This is a genomic window from Micromonospora sp. CB01531 (genome assembly GCF_001905095.1).
In the GTDB taxonomy this organism is placed as follows: Bacteria; Actinomycetota; Actinomycetes; order Mycobacteriales; family Micromonosporaceae; genus Micromonospora.
Genome location: NZ_LWLS01000136.1, coordinates 1 through 20692 on the forward strand (window position 1 = coordinate 1; position 20692 = coordinate 20692).

Here is a 20692-nt window from a genome sequence, read left to right on the forward strand (position 1 = left end):
GCCGACCCCACCCCGATTCTCATCCTTCGAGGCTCCTCTGAGACATACCACCCCCAAGGCATGTGCCCGGTGTCCCCGACACGCCGGGGTGGACCTGACGTCGACGAGGGCACGGCAAGCGGGGTTACCAGCGGCCCAGGCGGGCGGAGAGGACGCTCAGCGCGGCCACGCCGGCCGTCGACGTGCGCAGCACCGCAGGGCCGAGCCGGACGGTACGCGCGCCGGCCTCGCGGAAGGCGGACAGCTCGGCCGGGGCGATGCCGCCCTCCGGGCCGACCACCAGCACGATCTCGCCGGTCTCCGGCAGCTCGGCGGCGGCCAGCCGCTCCTCGGCCTCCTCGTGCAGCACGAACGCGGCGGCCGCCCCGGCGATCCGCCGAGCCACCGTCGGGGTCGACTCGTCGGGCGTACCGGCCACGATCGGCAGCCAGGCGCGGCGGGCCTGCTTGGCCGCCTCCCGGACCGTGGCCGCCCACTTCTCCCGGGCCCGTACGCCCCGGTCGCCGCGCCACTGCACGACCGAGCGGGACGCCGCCCAGGGCACGATCTCGTCCACCCCGACCTCGGTCATCGCCTGCACGGCCAGCTCGCCCCGGTCGCCCTTGGCGATGCCCTGCACCACCACGAGCCGGGGGACGGACGCGTCGACGTACCCCCGGGAGGTGACCGCCAGGTCGAGGGTGCCCCGGCCGACGGCGGTGACCACCGCGGCGGCGGTGCCGCCCCGGCCGTCGGCGAGCAGCAGCTCCTCGCCGACCCGCAGCCGCTGCACGGTGGCGGCGTGGTGCCCCTCCGGGCCGTCGAGCGTCAGCGTGTCACCGGTGGGCAGCGCCTCGACCAGAAACAGCGGCGCCGACACCTCAGGCGTGCCCGTTGAAGGCGTCGCGCATCCGGGAGAAGAAGCCGCCCTGCTTGGTCAGCTCGGCGACTTCCTCGCCGCGGGTCTTGGCGAACTCACGCAGCATCCGCTCCTGCTCGGCGTCGAGCTTGGTCGGGGTGCGCACGTCGAGGTGGACGTAGAGGTCACCCCGGCCGGTGCCGCGCAGGTGCGGTACGCCCCGGGCGCGCAGCCGCAGCGTGCTGCCCGGCTGGGTGCCGGACTTGACGTCCACCGTCTCCTCGCTGTCCAGCGTCTTGATGGTCAGCCGGGTGCCGAGCGCGGCGGCGGTCATCGGCACGGTGACCCGGCAGTGCAGGTCGTCGCCCTTGCGGGAGTAGACGTCGTGCGGCCGCTCGTGGATCTCCACATAGAGGTCGCCGGCGGTGCCGCCGCCGGGGCCGACCTCGCCCTGCTGGGCCAGCCGGATCCGCATGCCGTCCTCGACCCCCGCCGGGATCTTGACGGTCAGCGAGCGGCGGGTCCGCACCCGGCCGTCGCCGGCGCAGGTCGGGCAGGGGTGCGGGATGGTGGTGCCGTAGCCCTGGCAGACCGTGCACGGCCGGGCGGAGACCACCTGGCCGAGGAAGGTCCGCTGCACCGACTGCACCTCACCCCGGCCGCCGCACGCCTCGCAGGTGGCCAGGTGGGTGCCGGCCGCGGTGCCCGCGCCGGAGCAGGTGGTGCAGAGCACCGCGGTGTCGACGGTGATCGGGGCCTCGACACCGAACGCGGTCTCGTGCAGGTCCAGCTCCAGCCGCAGGATCGCGTCGGCGCCCGGCCGGGTACGCGGGCGCGGCCCCCGGCTGCCGCCGGCCGCCCCACCGAAGAACGCGTCCATGATGTCCTGGAACCCGACGAACGGGCCGGCGCCGCCCGGACCGCCCGGACCCGCGCCCCCACCGCCGGGCGCGAGCGGGTCGCCGCCCAGGTCGACGATCTGCCGTTTCCGGTCGTCCGAGAGGACCTCGTACGCGGCGTTGATGTCCTTGAACTTCTCCTGTGCCTCCGGATCCGGATTGACGTCCGGATGGAACTGCCGCGCCAGCTTGCGGTAGGCGCGCTTGATCTCGTCGTCGGAGGCGTCCCGACTCACGCCGAGAATGCCGTAGTAGTCCCTGGCCACTGCGTTCCGTGTCCTCATGTTCGTCTCGCGTTGCGCGGTCGTCGGCCACTCGCCGGCCGGCGGCCCTGACTGGTCAGTTCTGGGCCAGCAGATCGCCCACGTAGCGTGCCACGGCCCGCACCGTGGCGATGGTGCCGGGGTAGTCCATCCGGGTCGGTCCGAGCACGCCGAGTCCACCGACGATGGTGCTGCCGGGGCCGTAGCCGGTGCTGACCACGGAGGCGGCGCGCAGGTTGTCGATCTCGTTCTCGTCGCCGATCAGCACCCGGGTGGTGCTCGGCTCGGCCTCACCGATGAGCTTGAGCAGCACGACCTCCTCCTCGAGCGCCTCGAGGATGGGGCGCAGCGAACCCTGGAAGTCCAGCAGACCACCCCGGGTGAGGTTGGCGGTGCCGGCCAGCGCGATGCGCTCCTCGTGCCGCTCGACCAGCGTCTCCAACAGCACGCTGGAGAGCGTGGCCATGGCCGGGCGCAGCTGCGGCGAGGATTCGTCCACCAGCGCCTGGACCAGCGGCGGGGTGTCCGCCAGCAGGGTGCCGACCAACTTCTCGTTGACCAGCCGGCGCAGGTCGGTGACGTCGTCGGCGGGGATCGGCCCGGGCAGCTCGACCAGTCGCTGCTCGACCCGCCCGGTGTCGGCGATCATGACCACCATCAGCCGGGTGGTGGAGATCGGCACCAGTTCCAGGTGGCGCACCTTGGAGCGGGCCAGGCTCGGATACTGCACCACGGCGACCTGCCGGGTGAGCTGGGCCAGCAGCCGGACCGTGCGGTGCACCACGTCGTCCAGGTCGACCGCGCCGACCAGGAAGCGCTCGATGGCCCGGCGCTCGGCGGGGCTGAGCGGCTTGACCCGGGAGAGCCGGTCGACGAAGAGCCGGTAGCCGCGGTCGGTGGGCACCCGGCCGGCGCTGGTGTGCGGCTGCCGGATGTAGCCCTCCTCCTCCAGCACCGCCATGTCGTTGCGGACCGTGGCCGGGGAGACGCCCAGCTGGTGCCGCTCGACCAGGGCCTTGCTGCCCACGGGCTCCTGCGTGGCGACGTAGTCCTCGACGATCGCGCGCAGCACGGCGAGCTTGCGGTCGTCGAGACCCATCTCCCCACCTCCTGACGCGCCTCGGCCCGCCGGCGCGCGTCGCCACCCGATTGGATCAGCGGCACGCGGTGCCGACTGAGCGTCTGGCACTCGACTGTAGCGAGTGCCAGTCTACGTCGGCGTGCCCGCCCACGCGATGATCAGCGACGGACCCCCGGTGCGGGCCGCCACGCAGTCACGGCCCCTGGGCCGAACAGCCGGACATCCCGGGCGATCTCCCCCTGGCGCGCCCTTGCCAACGGGACCTACCGTGACGTCCATGACTGAACCTCCTCGCCCTCCGGGAGCGGGGGACTCCGGCGCCCAGCCGCCGGAGACGACCCCGCCGTCGGCACCGTTCGGCTCGTCGGCGGACGAGCCCCCCACCGCACCACTGTCCGGCGCACCGGCGGGGGGCGACTATCCCCCGCCCGGTGGCTATCCGCCGCCCTCCGGCGGCCAGCCGCCGTCGGGTGGCTACCCACCTCCGGGCGGATATCCTCCGCCGGGCGGCCACGCCGCGCCCGGCGCCGGCTACCCGACCGGCGGCGGGTACGGGCCGCCCGCCGGCTACGCCAACAACGAAGACAAGACCTGGGCCCTGGTCGCGCACTTCGGCGGCGCGGCGGCGATGTTCATCAGCGCCGGTGTGCTGGGTTGGCTCCCGCCGCTGGTCTCGATGCTGGCCCGGGGCAACCAGTCCCCGACCGTGCGCCAGCACGCGGTCGCGGCGCTCAACTTCCAGCTGCTCTGGTCGATCGTGGGCCTGGTCGGCTGGATCCTGAGCTGCATCCTGATCGGCTTCCTCGGCGTCGGCGCAGCCGTCATCCTCGGGGTGGTGTTCGGCATCCTCGCCGGGGTCAAGGCCAACGAGGGCCAGCTCTACCAGTATCCGATGAGCCTCAGCCTGATCAAGTGACCCTGACCCGGCCGGCCTCCGGGTCGGCCGGGTCCGGCATCGCTCAGGGCAGCAGGTCGCGGACCACCGCGTCGGCCAGCAACCGGCCGCGCAGGGTCAGCGCGGCCCGGCCGGCCGCGTACGCGTCGGGGGCCAGCAGGCCGTCGGCCAGCGCCCGCTCGGCGCTGGCCCGGCCGGCCGGGTCCAGCACGTCCAGCGGCAGGCCGGCGGCGAGCCGCAGCCGCAGCATCACGTCCTCCATGTGCGCCTCGTCCCGGGTGAGCACCTCCCGGGCCAGGCCGGGCGACTCCCCGGCGGCCAGGCGCTGCGCGTACGCGGTGGGGTGCTTGACGTTCCACCAGCGCACGCCGCCGACGTGGCTGTGCGCCCCCGGGCCGAGGCCCCACCAGTCGGCACCGGTCCAGTAGAGCAGGTTGTGCCGGCACCGGGCCGCCGCGGAGCGCGCCCAGTTGGAGACCTCGTACCAGGAGAAGCCGGCCGCGTGGAGGGCGGCCTCGGCGGCCAGGTAGCGGTCCGCCGCCACGTCGTCGCTCGGGTACGGCAGTTCGCCGCGGCGCATCCGCGCAGCCAGCCGGGTGCCGTCCTCCACGATCAGGGCGTACGCGCTGACGTGGTCCACACCCGCGGCCACCACCTGCTCCAGCGAGGCGGCGAAGTCCTCGGCGGTCTCCCCCGGCGTGCCGTAGATCAGGTCCAGGTTCACGTGGTCGAATCCGGCGTCCCGCGCCTCCCGGGCGGCGGCGGTGGCCCGGCCGGCGCTGTGCCGCCGGTCGAGGACGGCCAGCACCCCGGGTGCGGCGGACTGCATGCCGAGCGAGATCCGGGTGTAGCCGGCCGCCCGCAGCGCCTTGAGCGACTCCGGGGTGACCGACTCGGGGTTGGCCTCGGTGGTCACCTCGACGTCGGCGGCCAGCCCCCAGGTGCGGTCGATGCCGTCGAGGATCCGGGCCAGGTCGTCGGCGGGGAGCAGGGTGGGCGTGCCGCCGCCCACGAAGACGGTGTCCACCCGGGGCGGCGGGCTGTCGCCCAGCACCCGGCCGGCGAGGGCCAGCTCGGCCAGGACCGTGTCGGTGTAGCTCTCCCGGCTGGCCCCGCCGCCCAGTTCGGCCGCCGTGTACGTGTTGAAGTCGCAGTAACCGCACCGGCTGGCGCAGAACGGGACGTGCACGTACACCCCGAAGCCGCGGGCGCCGACGGCGCGGCGGGCGGCAGCGGGCAGCGATCCGTCACGCGGAACGGATTCGCCTTCTGGAAGGACGCCGGGCATGGCCACTAGTGTGCCCGGCATGACCTCTCCGGACGATCTCGTGCGGGTCGCCACGGCCCGTGGGGTGACCACCCTCACCCTGGACAGCCCGCACAACCGCAACGCGCTCTCCACCCCGCTGATGACCGAGCTGCTGGCCGGGCTCGCCGCGGCGGTCGTCGACGACGCGGTCCGGGTGATCGTGCTGGATCACACCGGGCCGGTCTTCTGCTCCGGGGCGGACCTCAAGGAGACCGCCGCCGCGTACGCCAGCGGGACGGTGCCGGCCGGGATGCTGGGCGACGTGCTGGTGGCGGTCCGGGAGTGCCCGAAGCCGGTGCTGGCGAAGGTGGCCGGGCCGGCGCGGGCGGGCGGGCTGGGGCTGATCGCCGCGGCTGACCTGGCGGTCTGCGCCGAGGCGGCGACCTTCGCCTTCACCGAGGTCCGGATCGGGGTGATCCCGGCGGTGATCTCGGCGACCGTGCTGCCGCGGCTGCACCCCCGGGCCGCCGCCGAGCTGTACCTGACCGGCGACACCTTCGACGGCCCGCGGGCCGCCGAGATCGGCCTGGTCACCGCCGCGGTGCCGGCGGACGACCTGGACGCCACGGTGGCACGCTACTGCGCCTCGTTGGTGAAGGGGGCGCCGAACGCCCTCGCCGGCACCAAGGAGCTGCTGCGCCGGCCGGCGGCGACCGACCTGCGCACGGAGATCGCCGAGTTGGCCACGGTGTCCACCGGGTACTTCCTCTCGGCCGAGGGCCGGGAGGGCGTGGCCGCGTTCCGGGAGAAGCGGCCCGCCGCCTGGGTGCCCACCGGAGACTGAGGCCGACGGGCCTCCGCACGTGGGGCCGGACGCGGTCGGTGGCGGGGCGGTGACGGAACGGGAGACAACCGGTCGGACGACCCGGTTGGTGCGGCGCGGGACGTACGCTTGTCGGACTGTCGGGACAGGGGGTGCGGGTGCGAACTCGAGTTGCAGTCGTGGCAGGCGGTGTGGTGGTGGCGGTCGTCGCCCTGCTCGGCGTCTGGTTCGTCACGAAGCAGTTCGGGCAGCACCTCCGCCTGCCGATGGCCAGCCGGACCTGCACCGTGCAGGCCGACGGGCGGGTGGTGCTCAGCGCCGAGCAGATGGCCAACGCGGCCACGATCGCGGCGATCGGGGTGCAGCGGCGGATGCCTGAGCGGGCCGTGGTGGTGGCGCTGGCGACCGCGTACCAGGAGTCGCACCTGCGCAACATCGCGCACGGCGACCGGGACTCGCTGGGCCTGTTCCAGCAGCGCCCGAGCCAGGGCTGGGGCACCCCCGAGCAGGTCCAGGACCCGCGCTACGCGGCGAACAAGTTCTATGCCGCGCTGAAGAAGGTCCGGGGCTGGGAGGAGATGCGGGTCACCGAGGCCGCGCAGCGGGTGCAGCGGTCGGCCTACCCCGAGGCGTACCAGAAGTGGGCCGACGAGTCGGAGGTCCTCACCCGCGCGCTGCTCGGCGACGCGACCGCCGCGGTGGCCTGCACCGTCGGGCTGACACCGACGATGCGCGGGCCGGCCGCGGCGACAGCCCTGGTGGAGAGCCTGACCCTGGACTGGGGGCTGTCCGGCCTCACCGCACCGACCGACCTGACCGGGTTCGCCGTCCCGGCCGCGGACAGCCGCAACGGCTGGCGGTACGCCCACTGGCTGGTCTCCCACGCCGACGACCACGGGGTGAAGCGGGTCCGCTTCGGCGACCTGGAGTGGACCGCCGAGCACGGCACCTGGGACAAGGTGAAGGGCAGCCGAGCCGCGTCGACCCAGGTGCTGGCGGAGGTCTTCGCCGCCACGTGACCCGGGCCCGGGCAGCGCGGCCGCCAGCCGGGGGCCGACGCCGGTCAGCGGCCGGCGGCGCCGAGGCGGCGAAGGACCTTCGCCCGGATCGGCTCGGGCAGCTCCGGCACGTCGGCCAGCCGGGGCAGCAGCTCGGGCTCCAGCGTGGTCGCCCGGAACATCACGCCGATGGTCACCCCGTGCGCTGGGCGCTCCACCACCTCCACCGGGTCGCCCGCGCCGATCTCCCCCTCGCGCAGCACCCGCAGGTACGCCCCGGGCGCGGCCCGGACGGTGAACCGCTTGATCAGGTCCGGTACGCCCCAGAAGCCGGCGAACGTGGTGCACGGGGTGCGCGGCTTGGTCACCTCGAGCAGGGCGGAACCGACCGCCCACCGCTCGCCGATGACCGCCCCGGTGACGTCCACCGCGTACGTGGTGAGGTTCTCACCGAAGGCGCCCGGACGCAGCGGCCGGCCCAGCTCGGTGGCCCACCAGCCGGCGTCCTCCTCGGCGTACGCGTACACCGCCTGGTCGGGGCCGCCGTGGTGGGCCCGCTCGCCGATGAAGTCGCCGGCGACCCCGTCGAACCGGACCAGCACCGGGCCGTCGACCGGCCGCTTGTCGATCCCGCTGCGGCCGCTCGGGTCGCCCGCCCATTCCGCCTCGGTCACCACGCCGAGGTTCACCGCCGCCAGCCTGCCCGTCATGGCGGTCAGCCTACGGGCACCACTCCCGGCGCAGGAACCGCGCCGAGCGGGCCCCTGCTCGACGGGACGCGTCAAGCCGGGGCCGTTCCGGGCACCTCAGCCCTTGACCGCCCCGGCGACCAGGCCGGAGACCATCCGGCGCTGCACCAGCAGGAAGAAGACGATCACCGGCAGGGTGAACAGTGTGGAGGCGGCCATCACCGAACCCCAGGCGGTGTCGTCCCGGCCGAAGAAGAACGTCATCGCCACCGGCAGGGTGTACTTGTGCTGGTCGTTGACGAAGGTCAGCGCGAAGATCAGCTCGTTCCAGGCGGTGATGAAGGAGAAGATGCTGGTCGCCACGAGCCCGGGCGCGACCAGCGGGAAGAGGATCCGACGGAAGGTCTGGGCCCGGCTGGCACCGTCGATCGCCGCCGCCTCCTCTAGTTCCTTCGGCACCGCCGCCACGAAGCCGCGCAGCATCCACACCGCGAACGGCAGCGAGAAGCCCAGGTACGTGAGGATCAGGCTGGGCAGGGTGTTGTAGAGCCCGAGCCGCTGGATCATCAGGAACAACGGGATGACCAGCGCCTCCAGCGGGATCATCTGGACCACGAGCAGCAGGATCAGGAAGGTGGTCCGCAGCCGGAACCGGAACCGGGCCACCGCGGTCGCCGCGAGCAGCGCGACCAGCCCGCTGAGCAGCACGGTCGCCACCGCGACCAGCGCGCTGTTGAGGAAGAAGTCGGTGAACGTCACGCCCGGGATCAGGTTCCCGGTGAGGATCTCCCGGTAGTGCTCCAGGGTGGGTTCGGCCGGCACCGGACGCGGGGTCGCCGAGAAGATCTCCCGGTTGGGCTTCAGCGAGGTGGCGACCATCCAGTAGACCGGGAACGCCGCGAAGAGCGCGACCAGCAGGCCGGCACCGTTGAGGGCGATCTTCTTCACTACTCGTCCTCCTGCCGGAGCACCATGCGGACGTACAGGGCGGTCACCGCGAGCAGGATCAGGGTGAGGATGACCGCGATCGCCGACCCGAGGCCGTACTTGGGCGGCGGCGAGAACGCCTCCGCGTACGAGTAGATCGAGAGCATGAACGTCGACCGGTCCTGGGTGCCGCCGGCCAGCACGAACTGCTGGGTGAAGACCTTGAAGTCCCAGATGGTGGAGAGCACCACCAGGATGCCGAAGACCGGGCGCAGCATCGGGAAGGTGACGGACCAGAAGACTCGCCACGGCCCGGCCCCGTCCACCCGGGCCGCCTCCTGCAGTTCGCTGGGCACGCTCTTCAGCCCGGCCAGCACGCTCACCGCGATGAACGGGAACGAGTGCCAGACGACCACCAGGGTCAGGATCGCGAAGAACAGCAGCGGGTCGTTGAACCAGCCGTAGCCGGTCCAGTCACTGCGCCCGAAGAGCGTGGTGGAGAGCCCGTCCGGCAGCTTGTTGAACAGCCAGGTGACCAGGCCACTGGTGTCGTCGAAAATCCACTTCCAGACGATGGTGCCGGTCAGCGCCGGGGTGGCCCAGGCGAGCATCACGCAACTGGCGACGAAGGTCGCCATCTTCTTGCCGAGGCGGTTGAGCAGCAGCCCGACCAGGGTGCCGATGATCATCGTGAGCACCACGGTCACCACGGCGAAGAGCACGGTGTTGCGCAGCACCGTACGGAAGAACGGATCGCCGAGGATCTGCGCGTAGTTGGCCAGGCCCACCCACGGCCACTCGCGGTCCCCCCGCAACTGTCGGACACTGTCCAACTTGTAGAAGGACATCATCAAGACCTGACCGAGCGGCCAGAGCAGCAGTACCGCGATGACCGCCAGACAGGGCAGGAGCAACAGGTACGGGAGATGGTCCACCCGGCGGCGGCGCCGCGCGGGGGTCTCCCGCGCGGCGCCCGTCCCGGTGGTCTCGGTCAGCGTCGTCACTTGGCGTTGAGGATGCTTTCCATCTCGGTGGCCGCGTCGGCGGTGGCCTTCTCGACCGTCTTCTGGCCCTTGATGACCGAGCTGTTCATGGCCTGGGTCACCGTCTTGGTCCGGCTGACCTCGACCCACTTCGGGGTGAGCGGGGTCAGCTTGGTGTTCTGCATGGCGGTGGCGAACGCCCCCATCACCTTGTCGTTGGCGTAGTTGCCGCCGCCGACGAGGTCCTTGTAGACCGGGAAGAAGCCGAGGCTGCTGGCGAACTCCTGGTCCTTCTGCTTGCTCAGCAGCACGGTCAGGTAGTCCCAGGCCAGGGCCTGCCGCTTGCTGTCCTTCCACAGGGCGATGTCGGAACCGCCGGCGAAGGCCGGGGCCGGCTTGCCGTCCGGACCCGGGATGGGGAACGTGCCCCACACCTTCTCGATGTCCGGGTTGTCCTTCTTCATCGCGCCGCCCTGCCAGCTACCGGCGAACGCCATGGCGGCGTTGCCGGTGGCGAACTGGGTCCGGGCGTCGACCTCGTTCCAGCCAGCGGCGGCCGGCGGGGCGACCTTGTGCACGGTCACCAGGTCGGTCCAGAACTTGACCGCCCGCTGCGCCTCCGGGGTGTTGTAGCCGGACTTCCAGGTGTCGCCCTGCTTGGTGGCGATCTCCCCGCCAGCGGCCCAGAGGAAGGAGTAGAACGGCAGCTCCGAGTTGCCCGGCAGGGCGATGCCGTACTTGCCCGGCTTCTTGGCCTGCACCGTCTTGGCGGCGGCGACCAGTTCCTCCCAGGTCGTCGGCGGCTGTACGCCGGCCTCGGCGAACCAGTCGGTGCGGTAGTAGACGGCGCGTACGCCGGCGTACCACGGCACGCCGTACTGCTTGCCGTCGAGCTGGGCGTTCTTCACCAGGTCGGGCAGGATGTCCTTGCCTTCGGCCCAGGCGTTGAACTTGTCGGTGACGTCGGCGAGCGCCTCCTGGGCCGCCCAGCCCTGGGTCTCGGTGTTGCCCAGCTCGGTGACGTCCGGTCCCTCACCGCCGGCCAGGGCGGCCTGGAACTTCTTCGGCGCCTCCAGCCAGGGGATGTACTGCACCACCACGTCGGTCTCGGGGTGCTTCTTCTTGAACTCGGCCTCGACGCTGTCGAGGAACTTGGTCTGGGCGTCGCCGCCCTCGCCCATCATCCAGACCGTCAGCTTGCTGTTGTCCGCGGCCTTCTCGTCGTCCCCGGAGCCACCGCAACCGGCGAGCACCATCGCGGCCGAGGCCACGATGGCGGTGACCGGCGCCAGCCGCTTCCACCTGTTCACGCCTATATCTCCCTCGCGCCGTTTGGCACTAACCTTCTCCGCCGCACCTTAGTAGGAAAAATTCCTTTACGACAGGGGGCAGTGTGCGGGCGGGGGCGTGGCGACGGTATCGCAGCCCGCGGCTCCGGCGGCAGGGGCGACGCCCGGGCAGGTCAAGCCGGACACGCCAGCGGGCGCCCGAGCTGGTCGGGCGCCCGCGTCAGCGTTTTTCGGGGGTTGGGGGTGTGGGTCAGTAGCGCGAGACGCTGCGCCGACCACCGATCCCGGCCACCAGGGCCACGGCGATCGCGGCCAGCACCACCTGGACCAGCAACTCCATCCAGTCGACGCCGGCGGTCTCGGTCGCGATGCCCAGGGCCCGGGCCAGCACCGTGCCGAGCAGCGCCGCGCCCACGCCGATCAGCATGTGCAGCCAGATCGGCATGTTCTGGCGGCCCGGCACGACCAGGCGACCCAGCGCGCCGACGATCAGACCGACGATGAGCGCGGTGATGATTCCGGTGACGGTCATGGTCGCTCTCCTCCTAACATCTGCCACACGTTGTCGTGTGTCGTCTGTCGTGACCGCTAAGTTCCCGACCGGCCGAAAACCCAAACCGATATGCCGCCCGACCGATGGCACCCGGTCGATGCCCGGGCCCGGATCCGTTTCCCGATGGGACGATTGCGCAGGTGGCGTGGGGTGCCGACCCGATCGGACGGTGCGGCGTCCGCGGGACGGAAACCGGGTACGCGAAAAGGCCGGCGCCCCGCCCGCGGGACCCGGATACGGGTCACCGTGGCGGGGCGCCGGAAATGCGTCGGCGTACGGCGAGGGCCTACTTCTTGCCGGCGGGCTTGCCGTCCCCGGAGTCGGAGGAGAGGGCGGCGATGAAGGCCTCCTGCGGAACCTCCACCCGGCCGACCATCTTCATCCGCTTCTTGCCTTCCTTCTGCTTCTCCAGCAGCTTGCGCTTACGGCTGATGTCACCGCCGTAGCACTTCGCGAGCACGTCCTTACGGATGGCGCGAATCGTCTCCCGGGCGATCACCCGACTGCCGATGGCGGCCTGGATCGGCACCTCGAACTGCTGGCGCGGAATCAGGCTGCGCAACTTGGCCGCGATCGTCGTGCCGTAGTTGTACGCCTTGTCCTTGTGCACGATCGCGCTGAACGCGTCCACCGGCTCGCCGTGCAGCAGGATGTCCACCTTCACCAGATCGGACGCCTGCTCGCCCGAGGGCTCGTAGTCCAGCGAGGCGTACCCCTTGGTGCGGCTCTTCAACTGGTCGAAGAAGTCGAAGATGATCTCGGCTAGCGGGAGGGTGTAGCGCAGCTCCACCCGGTCGGCAGACAGGTAGTCCATGCCGAGCAGGCTGCCCCGGCGGCCCTGGCACAGCTCCATCACCGCGCCGACGTAGTCGTTCGGGGTGAGCACGGTGGCCCGCACCGTCGGCTCGTACACCTCGGCGATCTTGCCGGTCGGGTACTCGCTGGGGTTGGTGACCACCACCTCCTCGCCGTCCTCCTGGATGGCCCGGTAGACCACGTTCGGCGCGGTGGAGATGAGGTCGAGGTTGAACTCCCGCTCCAGCCGCTCCCGGATGATCTCCAGGTGCAGCAGGCCGAGGAAGCCGCAGCGGAAGCCGAAGCCCAGCGCCCCCGACGTCTCCGGCTCGTACGTCAGCGCCGCGTCGTTGAGCTTGAGCTTGTCCAGCGCCTCACGGAGGTTGGGGTAGTCAGATCCGTCGATCGGGTAGAGGCCGGAGTAGACCATCGGCTTCGGGTCCTTGTAGCCACCCAGCGCCTCGGTCGCCGGCCGGGTGTTGATGGTGACCGTGTCACCCACCCGGGACTGGCGCACGTCCTTCACGCCGGTGATCAGGTAGCCCACCTCGCCGACGCCGAGCGCGTCGGCCTTCACCATCTCCGGCGAGATGACGCCGATCTCCAGCAGCTCGTGCACGGCGCCGGTGGACATCATCTTGATCCGGTCGCGGGCCTCGATCCGGCCGTCGATCACCCGGACGTAGGTGACCACGCCCCGGTAGACGTCGTACACCGAGTCGAAGATCATCGCGCGGGCCGGGGCCTTGGCCTCGCCGACCGGCGGCACGAACTGCCGGACGATCTCGTCCAGCAGGTGCGGCACGCCCTCGCCCGTCTTGCCGGAGACCCTGATGCAGTCCGCCGGGTCGCCGCCGATCAGGTGGGCCAGCTCCTCGGCGTACTTCTCCGGCTGGGCGGCCGGCAGGTCGATCTTGTTGAGCACCGGGATGATGTGCAGGTCGTTCTCGAGGGCCAGGTAGAGGTTGGCCAGGGTCTGCGCCTCGATCCCCTGCGCGGCGTCGACCAGCAGGATCGCGCCCTCGCAGGCGGCCAGCGAGCGGGACACCTCGTAGGTGAAGTCCACGTGGCCCGGGGTGTCGATCATGTTGAGCACGGCGGTCTCGCCGGCCCGGTCGCCCTCCCGGATGGTCCACGGCATGCGGACGGCCTGGCTCTTGATGGTGATGCCGCGCTCGCGCTCGATGTCCATCCGGTCGAGGTACTGGGCACGCATCTGCCGCGGATCGACCACGCCGGTGAGCTGCAGCATCCGGTCGGCCAGGGTCGACTTCCCATGGTCGATGTGGGCGATGATGCAGAAGTTCCTGATGCGCGCCGGGTCGGTGGCACCAGGAGCGTTCGCGCCGGGATCGAGCGTCGGTGGCACAGCGGTCCGTTCTGGTCGGCTGACGTGAGCGGGCCGGCGCGACGCCGGCCCCCTCTATGCTCCCACGTCGCCGGGAAAGCCGGTCCTCCCCCGTCACTCCTCCGGCGGCTCGACGAAGAGGGCGGCGAGCCGGGGCAGCCGCCGCCGCGCCTCCTCCTCGTCGTCGAAGTCCCAGAAGTCGTTCAGGTCGGGCACGGGCACCGGGTCACGGTCCGCCGGCAGCTCGGTCGCGGTCGCCTTCCGGTACGCCTCCCAGGGCACCGCCAGCATGTCCTCGCACTCGAACTCCTCGCCGCTGAGCGCGGCGGCCCGGACCTGCGGCAGCTCGGCCAGGGAGTCCGGGTCGGCGACGGCCTTGGCGAAGACCGCCCGGCCCTGGGTCATCAGCCAGCCCCGGAAGTATTCGAAGCCGTCGTCGGAGGCCCCGCCGTTGATCAGGTACGCCGCGCCCCAGAGGTCGACCCGGTAGGAGGCGGCGAGCACCCGCCGCTGGTGGTGGGCGTACCCGACGATGTCCGCCGGGTCCCGCTCGCCGAGCAGGGCGACCGCGCGGGCGGCGACCGCTTCGGGCTCGCCCCCACCGCCGGTGCGGGCGTGGTCGATCAGCTGCCAGAAGTCGTCGGTCCTCATGGCGTGGCAGTCTCCCAGACCGCCCCCCGGCCCCGGCCGGGCAGCGGGAACAGCGCGGCGAGTCGCGGGTAACGGTGGGCCAGCTCAGCCGACTCCCGCACGTCCCACGCCTCGTCCGCCGGCTCCGGCGAGCAGCGCAGCTCCCGCCCGCGGGCCTCGACCGCGTCGTCCAGGCCCTCCTCCTCGCCCGTGATCCGCTCATACGCCTCGTCGGCCACGTAGTCCAGGCACTCCCAGTCCGGCAGCTCGTCCTCGGCCCAGTCCCGCATCGGCCGGCCCGCGAGCCGGCGCACCTCCGGCAGGTTGGCGAGCGCGTCCGGGTCGGCCAGCACCCGGTGGTAGGCCGCCCGACCGCGGCCGATCAGCCAGGTCTGGAAGTAGAAGAAGCTGTCGTCGGAGCAGAATCCGTCGAAGATGAGCAGGGCGGCGCCCCAGAGCCGCCAGGTGTCGACCGGGCCCCGCAGCTCGTCCAGCCGCAGCGCGAAGTCGACCACCTCGGCGGCGGGCTGGCCGGCCAGCCGGTCGGTGAGCCAGGCCAGCCGCTCGTCGGGCGTCCGCGGGCCGTCGGCGGACGCCTCGACCAGCGCCCAGAACTCGTCCATCTCCACGGCCCGGATGCTGCCAGCGCGGTACGACACTCCGTCCGGCAGCATGGGAACGTGCCACCGATCTCGCTGCCCCCGGTGCCGTACGAGGCGACAGCCGTCCGCCCCGACTGGGCCGGGCTGCCGGCCGGGCTGCGGGAGGCGGTGGCCGCCCGGCTCGGCGGGCCCCCGGTGGCGGTCCGGGTGGCCGGCGCCGGCTTCACCCGAGGCTTCGCCGCGGTGCTCACCGGTCCCGACGGCGGCCGGACCTTCGTCAAGGCGGCGGCGCTGGACACCCAGCGGCAACTGGCCGACTGGTACTTCCACGAGGCCGCGATCCTGGCCCGGCTCCCCGCCGGGCTGCCGGTCCCCCGCCCGCGCTGGGCGCTGACCGAGGCCGGCTGGTACGCGCTCGCCCTGGACGCCGTCGACGGGCGGACCCCCCGGCTGCCCTGGGATCCGGCCGAGCTGGACGCCGCCCTCGCCGCGTACGCCGAGGTGGCCGCCGCGCTCGCCGAGCCGCCGGCGGAGCTGGTGGCGCTCGGGCTGCCCCGCCTCGCCGACCTGGCCCGGGACGACATCCTCTGGTGGGGCGAGGTGGCCGCCGGCCGTGAGCCCGCGCCGGAGCTGCCGGCCTGGGCCCCGCTCCCGGAACTGGTCGCGCTGGAGTCCCGCCTTCCCGGGTACGCCGCCACCGGGGGGCTGGTCCACGGCGACCTGCGGGTGGACAACCTCCTGATCGACCCGGGCGGCCGGGCGTGGCTCTGCGACTGGACCTGGCTGTGTCACGGGCCGGCCTGGTTCGATCTGGTCAGCCTGCTGATCACCGGGTACGCCAGCGGCCTGGCGGTGGACGTCGCCTTCGCCACCCACCCGGCGGCCGCCGACGCCCCCGCCGACGCGCTGGACGTGACCCTCGCGGCGCTGTCCGGATACTTCCTGACCGGCGCCGCCGCCGGGCCATCGACCGCCTCCCCGCACATCCGCGCCCACCAGCGGTGGAGCGGCGAGCAGGCACTCGGTTGGCTGGCCGCACGGCGGGGCTGGACCTGAGCCGTTTTGGCTCGTCCCGGCCGACCTGGTAACCTGGCTTTTCGCGCGGCGATGACGCATGCTCGTCGTGCGCGAAAGCAGACCAACCCGAGCTATCAAGACGAGGCTGTCGCGTGGCGAACATCAAGTCCCAGATCAAGCGCAACCGGCAGAACGAGAAGCGCCGGCTGCGTAACAAGTCGGTCAAGTCGTCGCTGAAGACCGCCATCCGGAAGTTCCACGAGGCTGCCGAGGCTGGCGACACCGAGCTGGCCTCCACCCTGATGCGGGATGCCACCCGCAAGCTGGACAAGGCTGCCAGCAAGGGCGTCATCCACGCCAACCAGGCGGCCAACCGGAAGTCGGCGATCGCCCAGCGCGTCGCCTCGTTCTCGGCCTGACGAGCGCCTTCAGACGACCGGAAGCCCGGGGCACCCGCCCCGGGCTTCCGGTCGTCTGCGTTTCCGGGGCTCGGCTACCTTCCGCCCATCTCACCCGAACCTGCCGCCGTCTCGGTCGACCCGGCAACAGTCAGGAAGCCTGCCGCCTCAGCGGGACGCAACATCAGGGAACCTGCCGTTTCGCCATGCTGGGAGGCAGCAGGTTCGGGGAAGTTGCCCGAACCTCGCCTGAATGCCTGCGGCCGGCGGGGCGGTGGAGTCGGGGCGGGTCGGCGCGACGGGGGGCTGGTCAGCGGAACGGGTCGGGGCGGGTGGGGTCCGCCCCGTCTGGGCGGAGCAGCGGGGCGCCGGGGTAGGCCGCTCGCAGCGCCGGGTCGCCGGGGTGGGCCGCTCGCAGCGCCAGGTCGCCCGGGTGGGCCGCGCCGGGCAGCGCCCGGGCCGTCGACGGCACGCTGGCCCGCCCGACCACCGGTTCAATCTGCCGGCGGAAGCGGTCCCGTTCCTGCTCCGGCACCTGGGCCGCGGTGCGGATCACCCCCTCGGCGACCATGTCGTTGAGCTTCACCATCACCGCCACCACCGCGGGCAGCACCAGCACAGCCCACCAGGTGACCAGTTCGGCGAGGGCGAGCAGCACGGCGAGCGCCACCGCCCCCTCGAAGAAGAGGAAGCAGAGCACCCCGCCCGGGTTGACGAAGCGCAGGCCGAGGACCCGGGCGTAGAGCGGGCGGTACCGCTCCGCGTCGGTCGGGACCATCGCCCAGGACCGGGCGGGTCGGGTCACCGGGCGCCACCCTGGCGGGCCGCGGCGACCGAGAAGACCGCCCGCTCCAGCGCGTACGCCCGGTCGTCGGAGCCGCCCTTGACGGCCGCGTTGCACTCGGCGGCCGCCCGCATGGCCGCCACCAGGCCCTCCGGGGTCCAGCCCCGGCCCTGCCGCTGGGCCCGCTCGATCTTCCACGCCGGCATGCCCAGGCTGCTGGCCAGCTGATAGGGGCTGCCCCGCCCGGCGGAGGCGACCCGGGCCACCGTCCGGACCCCGTCGGCGAGCGCGTCGGCGATCGGCACCGGGTCGACACCGACGTGCAGCGCCCAGCGCAACGCCTCCAGGGCGGCCGGGACGTCACCGACCATGGTCGCGTCGGCGACGGTGAAGCCGGTCACCTCCACCCGGCCCCGGTAGTAGCGGGCCACCGTGTCCGCCCCGATCCGGCCGTCGGTGTCGGCGACGAGCTGGGCGCAGGCGGCCGCCAGCTCCCGCAGGTCGGTGCCGACGGCGGCGATCAGCGTCTCGGCCGCGTCCTCGGTGCACCTGCCCCCGCTGCGGCGGATCTCGTCCCGCACGAAGGCCACCCGCTCGCGGTGCCCCTTGAGCTTCGCCGCGGGCACCACGGTCGCGCCCGCCGCGCGCAGCCCGTCGGCGAACGCCTTCCCCTTCGCGCCACCGAGGTGCAACACCACGAGCTGCACGTCCGGGTCCGGATTCTTCGCGTATGCCAGCAGCGCGGTGACCAGATCCTTGCGGGCGTCCTGGCCGGAGCGGAGCACGAGCACTCGGCAGCCGCCGAACAGCGACGGGCTGAGCATCTCGGCGATCTCGCCCACCGTCAGGGAGCCGGCCTGGTACTCGCGGACGTCCACCTCCGGGTCGACGCTGCGGGCCCGGGCGACGGCTTCGGAGACCGCTCGCGTGGCGAGCAGTTCCTCATCGCCGAGAACGAGCAGAATAGGAGGCAGGCTGGCGGGGGTCACGTCGCCCATATTCGCACGGCCCCCGACCGGATCGTGCCTGCTCATCGGTGACTGTGACGGCACAGCCTGCACTCAGCGCGAATCCAGACATTTGAGTCGATCCGCCTGCTATCCCAACAATCCGCTTCGATCCGCCAGGGGTCACCGGCCACCCAGGCCTCCCGGCCCCACGCCCCGGGCCACCACCGCGAGGCCGGAGCCGTCCCGGACTGCGGCGACGTCCCCGTCCGTCTCGGTCCGCAGCACCCGCGCGCCGGCCCGGTGGTGAGCCGGTCCAGCAGGCCCGGGTTGGGGTGCCCGTAGTCGTTGTCCGCGCCCACGCACACCAGGGCGACAGCGGGCCGGACCGCCGCCAGGAACTCCGGATCCTGGTAGGCCGACGCATGAGCGCGGCGGGTACCGGCATAACAAGCGACCCCCGGGCAGCGCTGCGAACGCTGGTCCCGGGGTCTGACGGACATCGGAGGTCCGCCGCCCATGAGTGCAGCTGTGAAGTTTGCCCTGCTCGCGACCCGTGATCTCGGAAAAAACGAGCGTGCCGTAGCCATCGCCATCGCCGCTCACGCCAACCACGAGGGCAACGCCTGGCCATCAGTCGCCACGATCGCCGAGTACGCCGGTTGCTCTGAGCGCACGGTGCAGCGTTGCCTTGCCAAGCTGGTGCAGCTCGGTCGCCTGGTCGTGTCCAGGTCGCTGGCATCGCCACCCGCGTCTACCGGCTGGTGACCGGCCAGGGGGTGACGGAGACCCCCTCGGGGGTGACAGATCCGGCGAGCCGGGGTGACAGCGAGAGTGCACACCCCCCGCTCCGGCCTACGTCGAGCGGCGAGGCGCTGCCCTACCCATGACTGCCGGTGGCGACCGGTGCCAGCGTCCGGGGCACGTTGGTCAGCCTGCGGGCCGGTGCATCCCCTGCCGCAGCGAGGCGCTGGCAGGTGGCCGATGAACACCACTGCCATCACCTCCCGACTGACCACCGGCCTGGTAGCCCTGGTCGCCGGGTACGCATCGTTCACGCACATCTACAGCGTTGCCGCCGAGGCTGGCGAGCGGCAGTCAGTCGCAGCCGTTCTCCCGCTGAGCATCGACGGCCTGATCCTGGTCGGCACACTGGCGATGCTGGATGACAAGCGCAGCGGCCGGCAGCCTCGCCTGTCCGCTCGGCTGGCTGTCGCGTTCGGCATCGTTGCCGCGCTGGCTGCCAAAATCGCCTCGGCTCATCCGACATGGACTGCCCGCGCCGTTGCCGCCGTTCCGCCGGTTGGTGCTCGCCGTCGAGGTGCTGTCTCGCCGGGGCAAGCTGGTCGAGGGCCAGACGGTCAGCCGGTCAGCCGGTCAGGGTCGCGACGGTCAAGCCTGAGCCGACCCGTGATCCGGTTGCCGCCGAGCCGGTCGAGCCGGTGAGGGCTCAGTCGGTCAAGCGGACCAGCGAGCCGAGCCACAAGCCTGTCCCCCGCTCGCTCACGTCGGCTGACCGGATCATGTCGGCTCACCTTGCCGAGCCGAACGCGACTCACGCCCGGCTCGTTGAGCTTGCCGGGGTGTCCCCTCGCGACCGTGAAGCCTTACCGGCCTACCCGTTCGGCTGGCTCGCCGTCCCCGGCACAGCCTGCGGCAACAGCCGTCAACGGCCGCGCCCCTGAGCTTGCGGGGGTGGCCGCGTGACTGACTCCCGGTGGCCCCTGCCCAGGGAGAGGAGGGCAGGGCAGGGGCCAGTGGGCCATCAGCGCGGAACGGCGACCTTGTGCTTCTTGGTCAACAGCCACACGAGGAACCACACCGGCAGCCATGCGCCGCAGGTGAACAGCGAGATCAGCGCGTGCATGCTGTGACGAGTCCCGCCGGTCTTCACCACCTTCCACTGCTGCGGCGGCGCCTGGGGCGGGTAGCCGGGCGGCGGGTACTGGCCCTGCGGCGGAGGTGGGTAGTGCCCCTGCTGCGGGTAGCCCTGCGGGCCCTGCGGTTGGGCCGGATGCGGCGGGTACTGCTGGTCGCTCATGGCTCCTCATTCGATCTTGAACCCAGGCAGCTCATCGTGCCAGCGGGGTTGACAACCAGCGACGAACGATCGGCCAGGAGCCGAGGGACGGAGCGACGGATTGAACAACCCACACCGCCGACGCTGGGCCTCCATCTGGGGGAGTTGGCTGGTCGTGTCCCGGCTCATCTACCACTACGTATCGCGCCGCCCGCTGACCTGTCGTACCTACCTGCCATGATGGCCCGCGACCCGACGAGGGCGGCGACGGTTCGCGACCGCTCGCGGGCACGCTGGCCAACCGGCTCGCACCACTGCACCACCTCACAGGAGACACACGAATGCGCAAGACCATCATCGCCATTGGAGCCCTTGGGCTGGCCCTGCTCGCCGCTGGCTGTGGCAACGGGGACACCACTAAGCCGACCACCCCCGCCGCCCCGGGTGCCGCCTCTATCGAGGCCAAGGCCGACAAGCCGCAGGAGCCGAAGACGGTAGAGGCGGCCAAGGCGCTGGCTGTGAAGAGAATCGACCGTAGTCGGGCTGTGAAGAGAATCGACCGTAGTCGGGCTAGGCGGCCTTGTTCAGGGTGACGCTGTAGCCCAGGCCGTGGAGTTGTTTGATGAGCCGCTCGCGTTGTCGGTCGGGGTTGCGGCGGGTGAAG

22 protein-coding genes and 1 pseudogene are annotated in these 20692 nt (G+C 72.1%); 7 read left to right on the top strand and 16 right to left on the bottom strand.

Annotated elements, in window-relative coordinates; all coding sequences use genetic code 11:
- Window positions 1-124 precede the first annotated feature (124 nt).
- The 3 genes from A6A27_RS39905 to hrcA form a co-directional block, all read right to left on the bottom strand.
- Window positions 125-859 carry a 16S rRNA (uracil(1498)-N(3))-methyltransferase gene (locus A6A27_RS39905; RefSeq protein WP_073839844.1) on the bottom strand — a complete coding sequence of 245 codons (735 nt, stop codon included), beginning with the start codon at window positions 857-859 and terminating at the stop codon, window positions 125-127.
- Between the two features lies 1 nt (window position 860).
- Window positions 861-2003, bottom strand: a complete 1143-nt coding sequence (gene dnaJ, locus A6A27_RS39910) for a molecular chaperone DnaJ (protein ID WP_198940665.1) — start codon at window positions 2001-2003, stop codon at window positions 861-863.
- A gap of 73 nt (window positions 2004-2076) precedes the next feature.
- Complete coding sequence (gene hrcA / locus A6A27_RS39915; protein WP_073839846.1) at window positions 2077-3099, bottom strand: heat-inducible transcriptional repressor HrcA; 1023 nt, start codon at window positions 3097-3099, stop codon at window positions 2077-2079.
- A gap of 259 nt (window positions 3100-3358) precedes the next feature.
- Here hrcA and A6A27_RS39920 point away from each other — a divergent pair, with 259 nt between their 5' ends.
- On the top strand, window positions 3359-3997 hold the full coding sequence (locus tag A6A27_RS39920; RefSeq protein WP_083673243.1) for a DUF4870 domain-containing protein: 639 nt from the start codon (window positions 3359-3361) through the stop codon (window positions 3995-3997).
- Between the two features lie 43 nt (window positions 3998-4040).
- Here the strand turns inward: A6A27_RS39920 and hemW are convergent, their stop codons facing one another.
- Complete coding sequence (hemW, locus tag A6A27_RS39925) at window positions 4041-5264, bottom strand: radical SAM family heme chaperone HemW (protein ID WP_198940663.1); 1224 nt, start codon at window positions 5262-5264, stop codon at window positions 4041-4043.
- Between the two features lie 19 nt (window positions 5265-5283).
- Between hemW and A6A27_RS39930 the strand changes: the two genes are divergently transcribed.
- Together A6A27_RS39930 and A6A27_RS39935 are read left to right on the top strand one after the other, a co-directional pair.
- Window positions 5284-6069: an enoyl-CoA hydratase-related protein gene (locus A6A27_RS39930; protein WP_073839861.1), complete on the top strand. Its 786-nt coding sequence runs from the start codon at window positions 5284-5286 to the stop codon at window positions 6067-6069.
- 131 nt (window positions 6070-6200) lie between these two features.
- On the top strand, window positions 6201-7067 hold the full coding sequence (locus tag A6A27_RS39935) for a hypothetical protein (RefSeq protein ID WP_198940664.1): 867 nt from the start codon (window positions 6201-6203) through the stop codon (window positions 7065-7067).
- A 44-nt stretch (window positions 7068-7111) separates the two neighbouring features.
- On the opposite strand, the gene A6A27_RS39940 is transcribed toward A6A27_RS39935, so the two are convergent.
- From A6A27_RS39940 to A6A27_RS46670, 8 genes are all read right to left on the bottom strand, one after another.
- Window positions 7112-7756 (bottom strand): MOSC domain-containing protein, encoded by a 645-nt coding sequence (locus A6A27_RS39940; RefSeq protein WP_073839849.1) that lies wholly within the window; start codon window positions 7754-7756, stop codon window positions 7112-7114.
- A 96-nt stretch (window positions 7757-7852) separates the two neighbouring features.
- Complete coding sequence (locus A6A27_RS39945; protein WP_073839850.1) at window positions 7853-8683, bottom strand: carbohydrate ABC transporter permease; 831 nt, start codon at window positions 8681-8683, stop codon at window positions 7853-7855.
- Complete coding sequence (locus A6A27_RS39950; protein WP_073839851.1) at window positions 8683-9666, bottom strand: carbohydrate ABC transporter permease; 984 nt, start codon at window positions 9664-9666, stop codon at window positions 8683-8685. Before A6A27_RS39950 ends, A6A27_RS39945 begins: the two co-directional genes overlap by 1 nt.
- Window positions 9663-10955 (bottom strand): sugar ABC transporter substrate-binding protein, encoded by a 1293-nt coding sequence (locus tag A6A27_RS39955; protein ID WP_073839852.1) that lies wholly within the window; start codon window positions 10953-10955, stop codon window positions 9663-9665. Before A6A27_RS39955 ends, A6A27_RS39950 begins: the two co-directional genes overlap by 4 nt.
- A gap of 229 nt (window positions 10956-11184) precedes the next feature.
- Window positions 11185-11466 carry a GlsB/YeaQ/YmgE family stress response membrane protein gene (locus tag A6A27_RS39960; protein WP_073839853.1) on the bottom strand — a complete coding sequence of 94 codons (282 nt, stop codon included), beginning with the start codon at window positions 11464-11466 and terminating at the stop codon, window positions 11185-11187.
- A 307-nt stretch (window positions 11467-11773) separates the two neighbouring features.
- A complete protein-coding gene (gene lepA / locus A6A27_RS39965; protein WP_073839854.1) occupies window positions 11774-13651 on the bottom strand; it encodes a translation elongation factor 4 in 1878 nt (625 codons plus the stop codon).
- Between the two features lie 93 nt (window positions 13652-13744).
- On the bottom strand, window positions 13745-14281 hold the full coding sequence (locus A6A27_RS39970; RefSeq protein WP_073839855.1) for a DUF4240 domain-containing protein: 537 nt from the start codon (window positions 14279-14281) through the stop codon (window positions 13745-13747).
- A complete protein-coding gene (locus tag A6A27_RS46670) occupies window positions 14278-14883 on the bottom strand; it encodes a DUF4240 domain-containing protein (protein ID WP_241825694.1) in 606 nt (201 codons plus the stop codon). Before A6A27_RS46670 ends, A6A27_RS39970 begins: the two co-directional genes overlap by 4 nt.
- 57 nt (window positions 14884-14940) lie before the next feature.
- On the opposite strand from A6A27_RS46670, the gene A6A27_RS39980 reads away from it, so the two are divergent.
- A complete protein-coding gene (locus tag A6A27_RS39980; protein ID WP_241825692.1) occupies window positions 14941-15918 on the top strand; it encodes an aminoglycoside phosphotransferase family protein in 978 nt (325 codons plus the stop codon).
- A 113-nt stretch (window positions 15919-16031) separates the two neighbouring features.
- Window positions 16032-16298 (top strand): 30S ribosomal protein S20, encoded by a 267-nt coding sequence (gene rpsT / locus A6A27_RS39985; protein ID WP_073839856.1) that lies wholly within the window; start codon window positions 16032-16034, stop codon window positions 16296-16298.
- Window positions 16299-16587: 289 nt separating this feature from the next.
- Here the strand turns inward: rpsT and A6A27_RS39990 are convergent, their stop codons facing one another.
- From A6A27_RS39990 to A6A27_RS46675, 3 genes and pseudogenes are all read right to left on the bottom strand, one after another.
- Window positions 16588-17082: a hypothetical protein gene (locus tag A6A27_RS39990; protein ID WP_241825693.1), complete on the bottom strand. Its 495-nt coding sequence runs from the start codon at window positions 17080-17082 to the stop codon at window positions 16588-16590.
- Window positions 17079-18059 (bottom strand): DNA polymerase III subunit delta, encoded by a 981-nt coding sequence (gene holA, locus A6A27_RS39995; RefSeq protein WP_073839857.1) that lies wholly within the window; start codon window positions 18057-18059, stop codon window positions 17079-17081. The genes A6A27_RS39990 and holA overlap by 4 nt, the downstream gene beginning before the upstream one ends.
- Before the next feature lie 132 nt (window positions 18060-18191).
- Window positions 18192-18436, bottom strand: a pseudogene (locus A6A27_RS46675) (hypothetical protein); the annotation flags it as partial.
- A 91-nt stretch (window positions 18437-18527) separates the two neighbouring features.
- Between A6A27_RS46675 and A6A27_RS40005 the strand changes: the two are divergent.
- Window positions 18528-18776 carry a helix-turn-helix domain-containing protein gene (locus A6A27_RS40005; RefSeq protein WP_083673245.1) on the top strand — a complete coding sequence of 83 codons (249 nt, stop codon included), beginning with the start codon at window positions 18528-18530 and terminating at the stop codon, window positions 18774-18776.
- Window positions 18777-18992: 216 nt separating this feature from the next.
- Window positions 18993-19454 carry a DUF2637 domain-containing protein gene (locus A6A27_RS40010; RefSeq protein ID WP_073839859.1) on the top strand — a complete coding sequence of 154 codons (462 nt, stop codon included), beginning with the start codon at window positions 18993-18995 and terminating at the stop codon, window positions 19452-19454.
- A gap of 319 nt (window positions 19455-19773) precedes the next feature.
- On the opposite strand, the gene A6A27_RS45465 is transcribed toward A6A27_RS40010, so the two are convergent.
- Window positions 19774-20049, bottom strand: a complete 276-nt coding sequence (locus A6A27_RS45465; protein ID WP_073839860.1) for a hypothetical protein — start codon at window positions 20047-20049, stop codon at window positions 19774-19776.
- Between the last annotated feature and the right edge of the window lie 643 nt (window positions 20050-20692).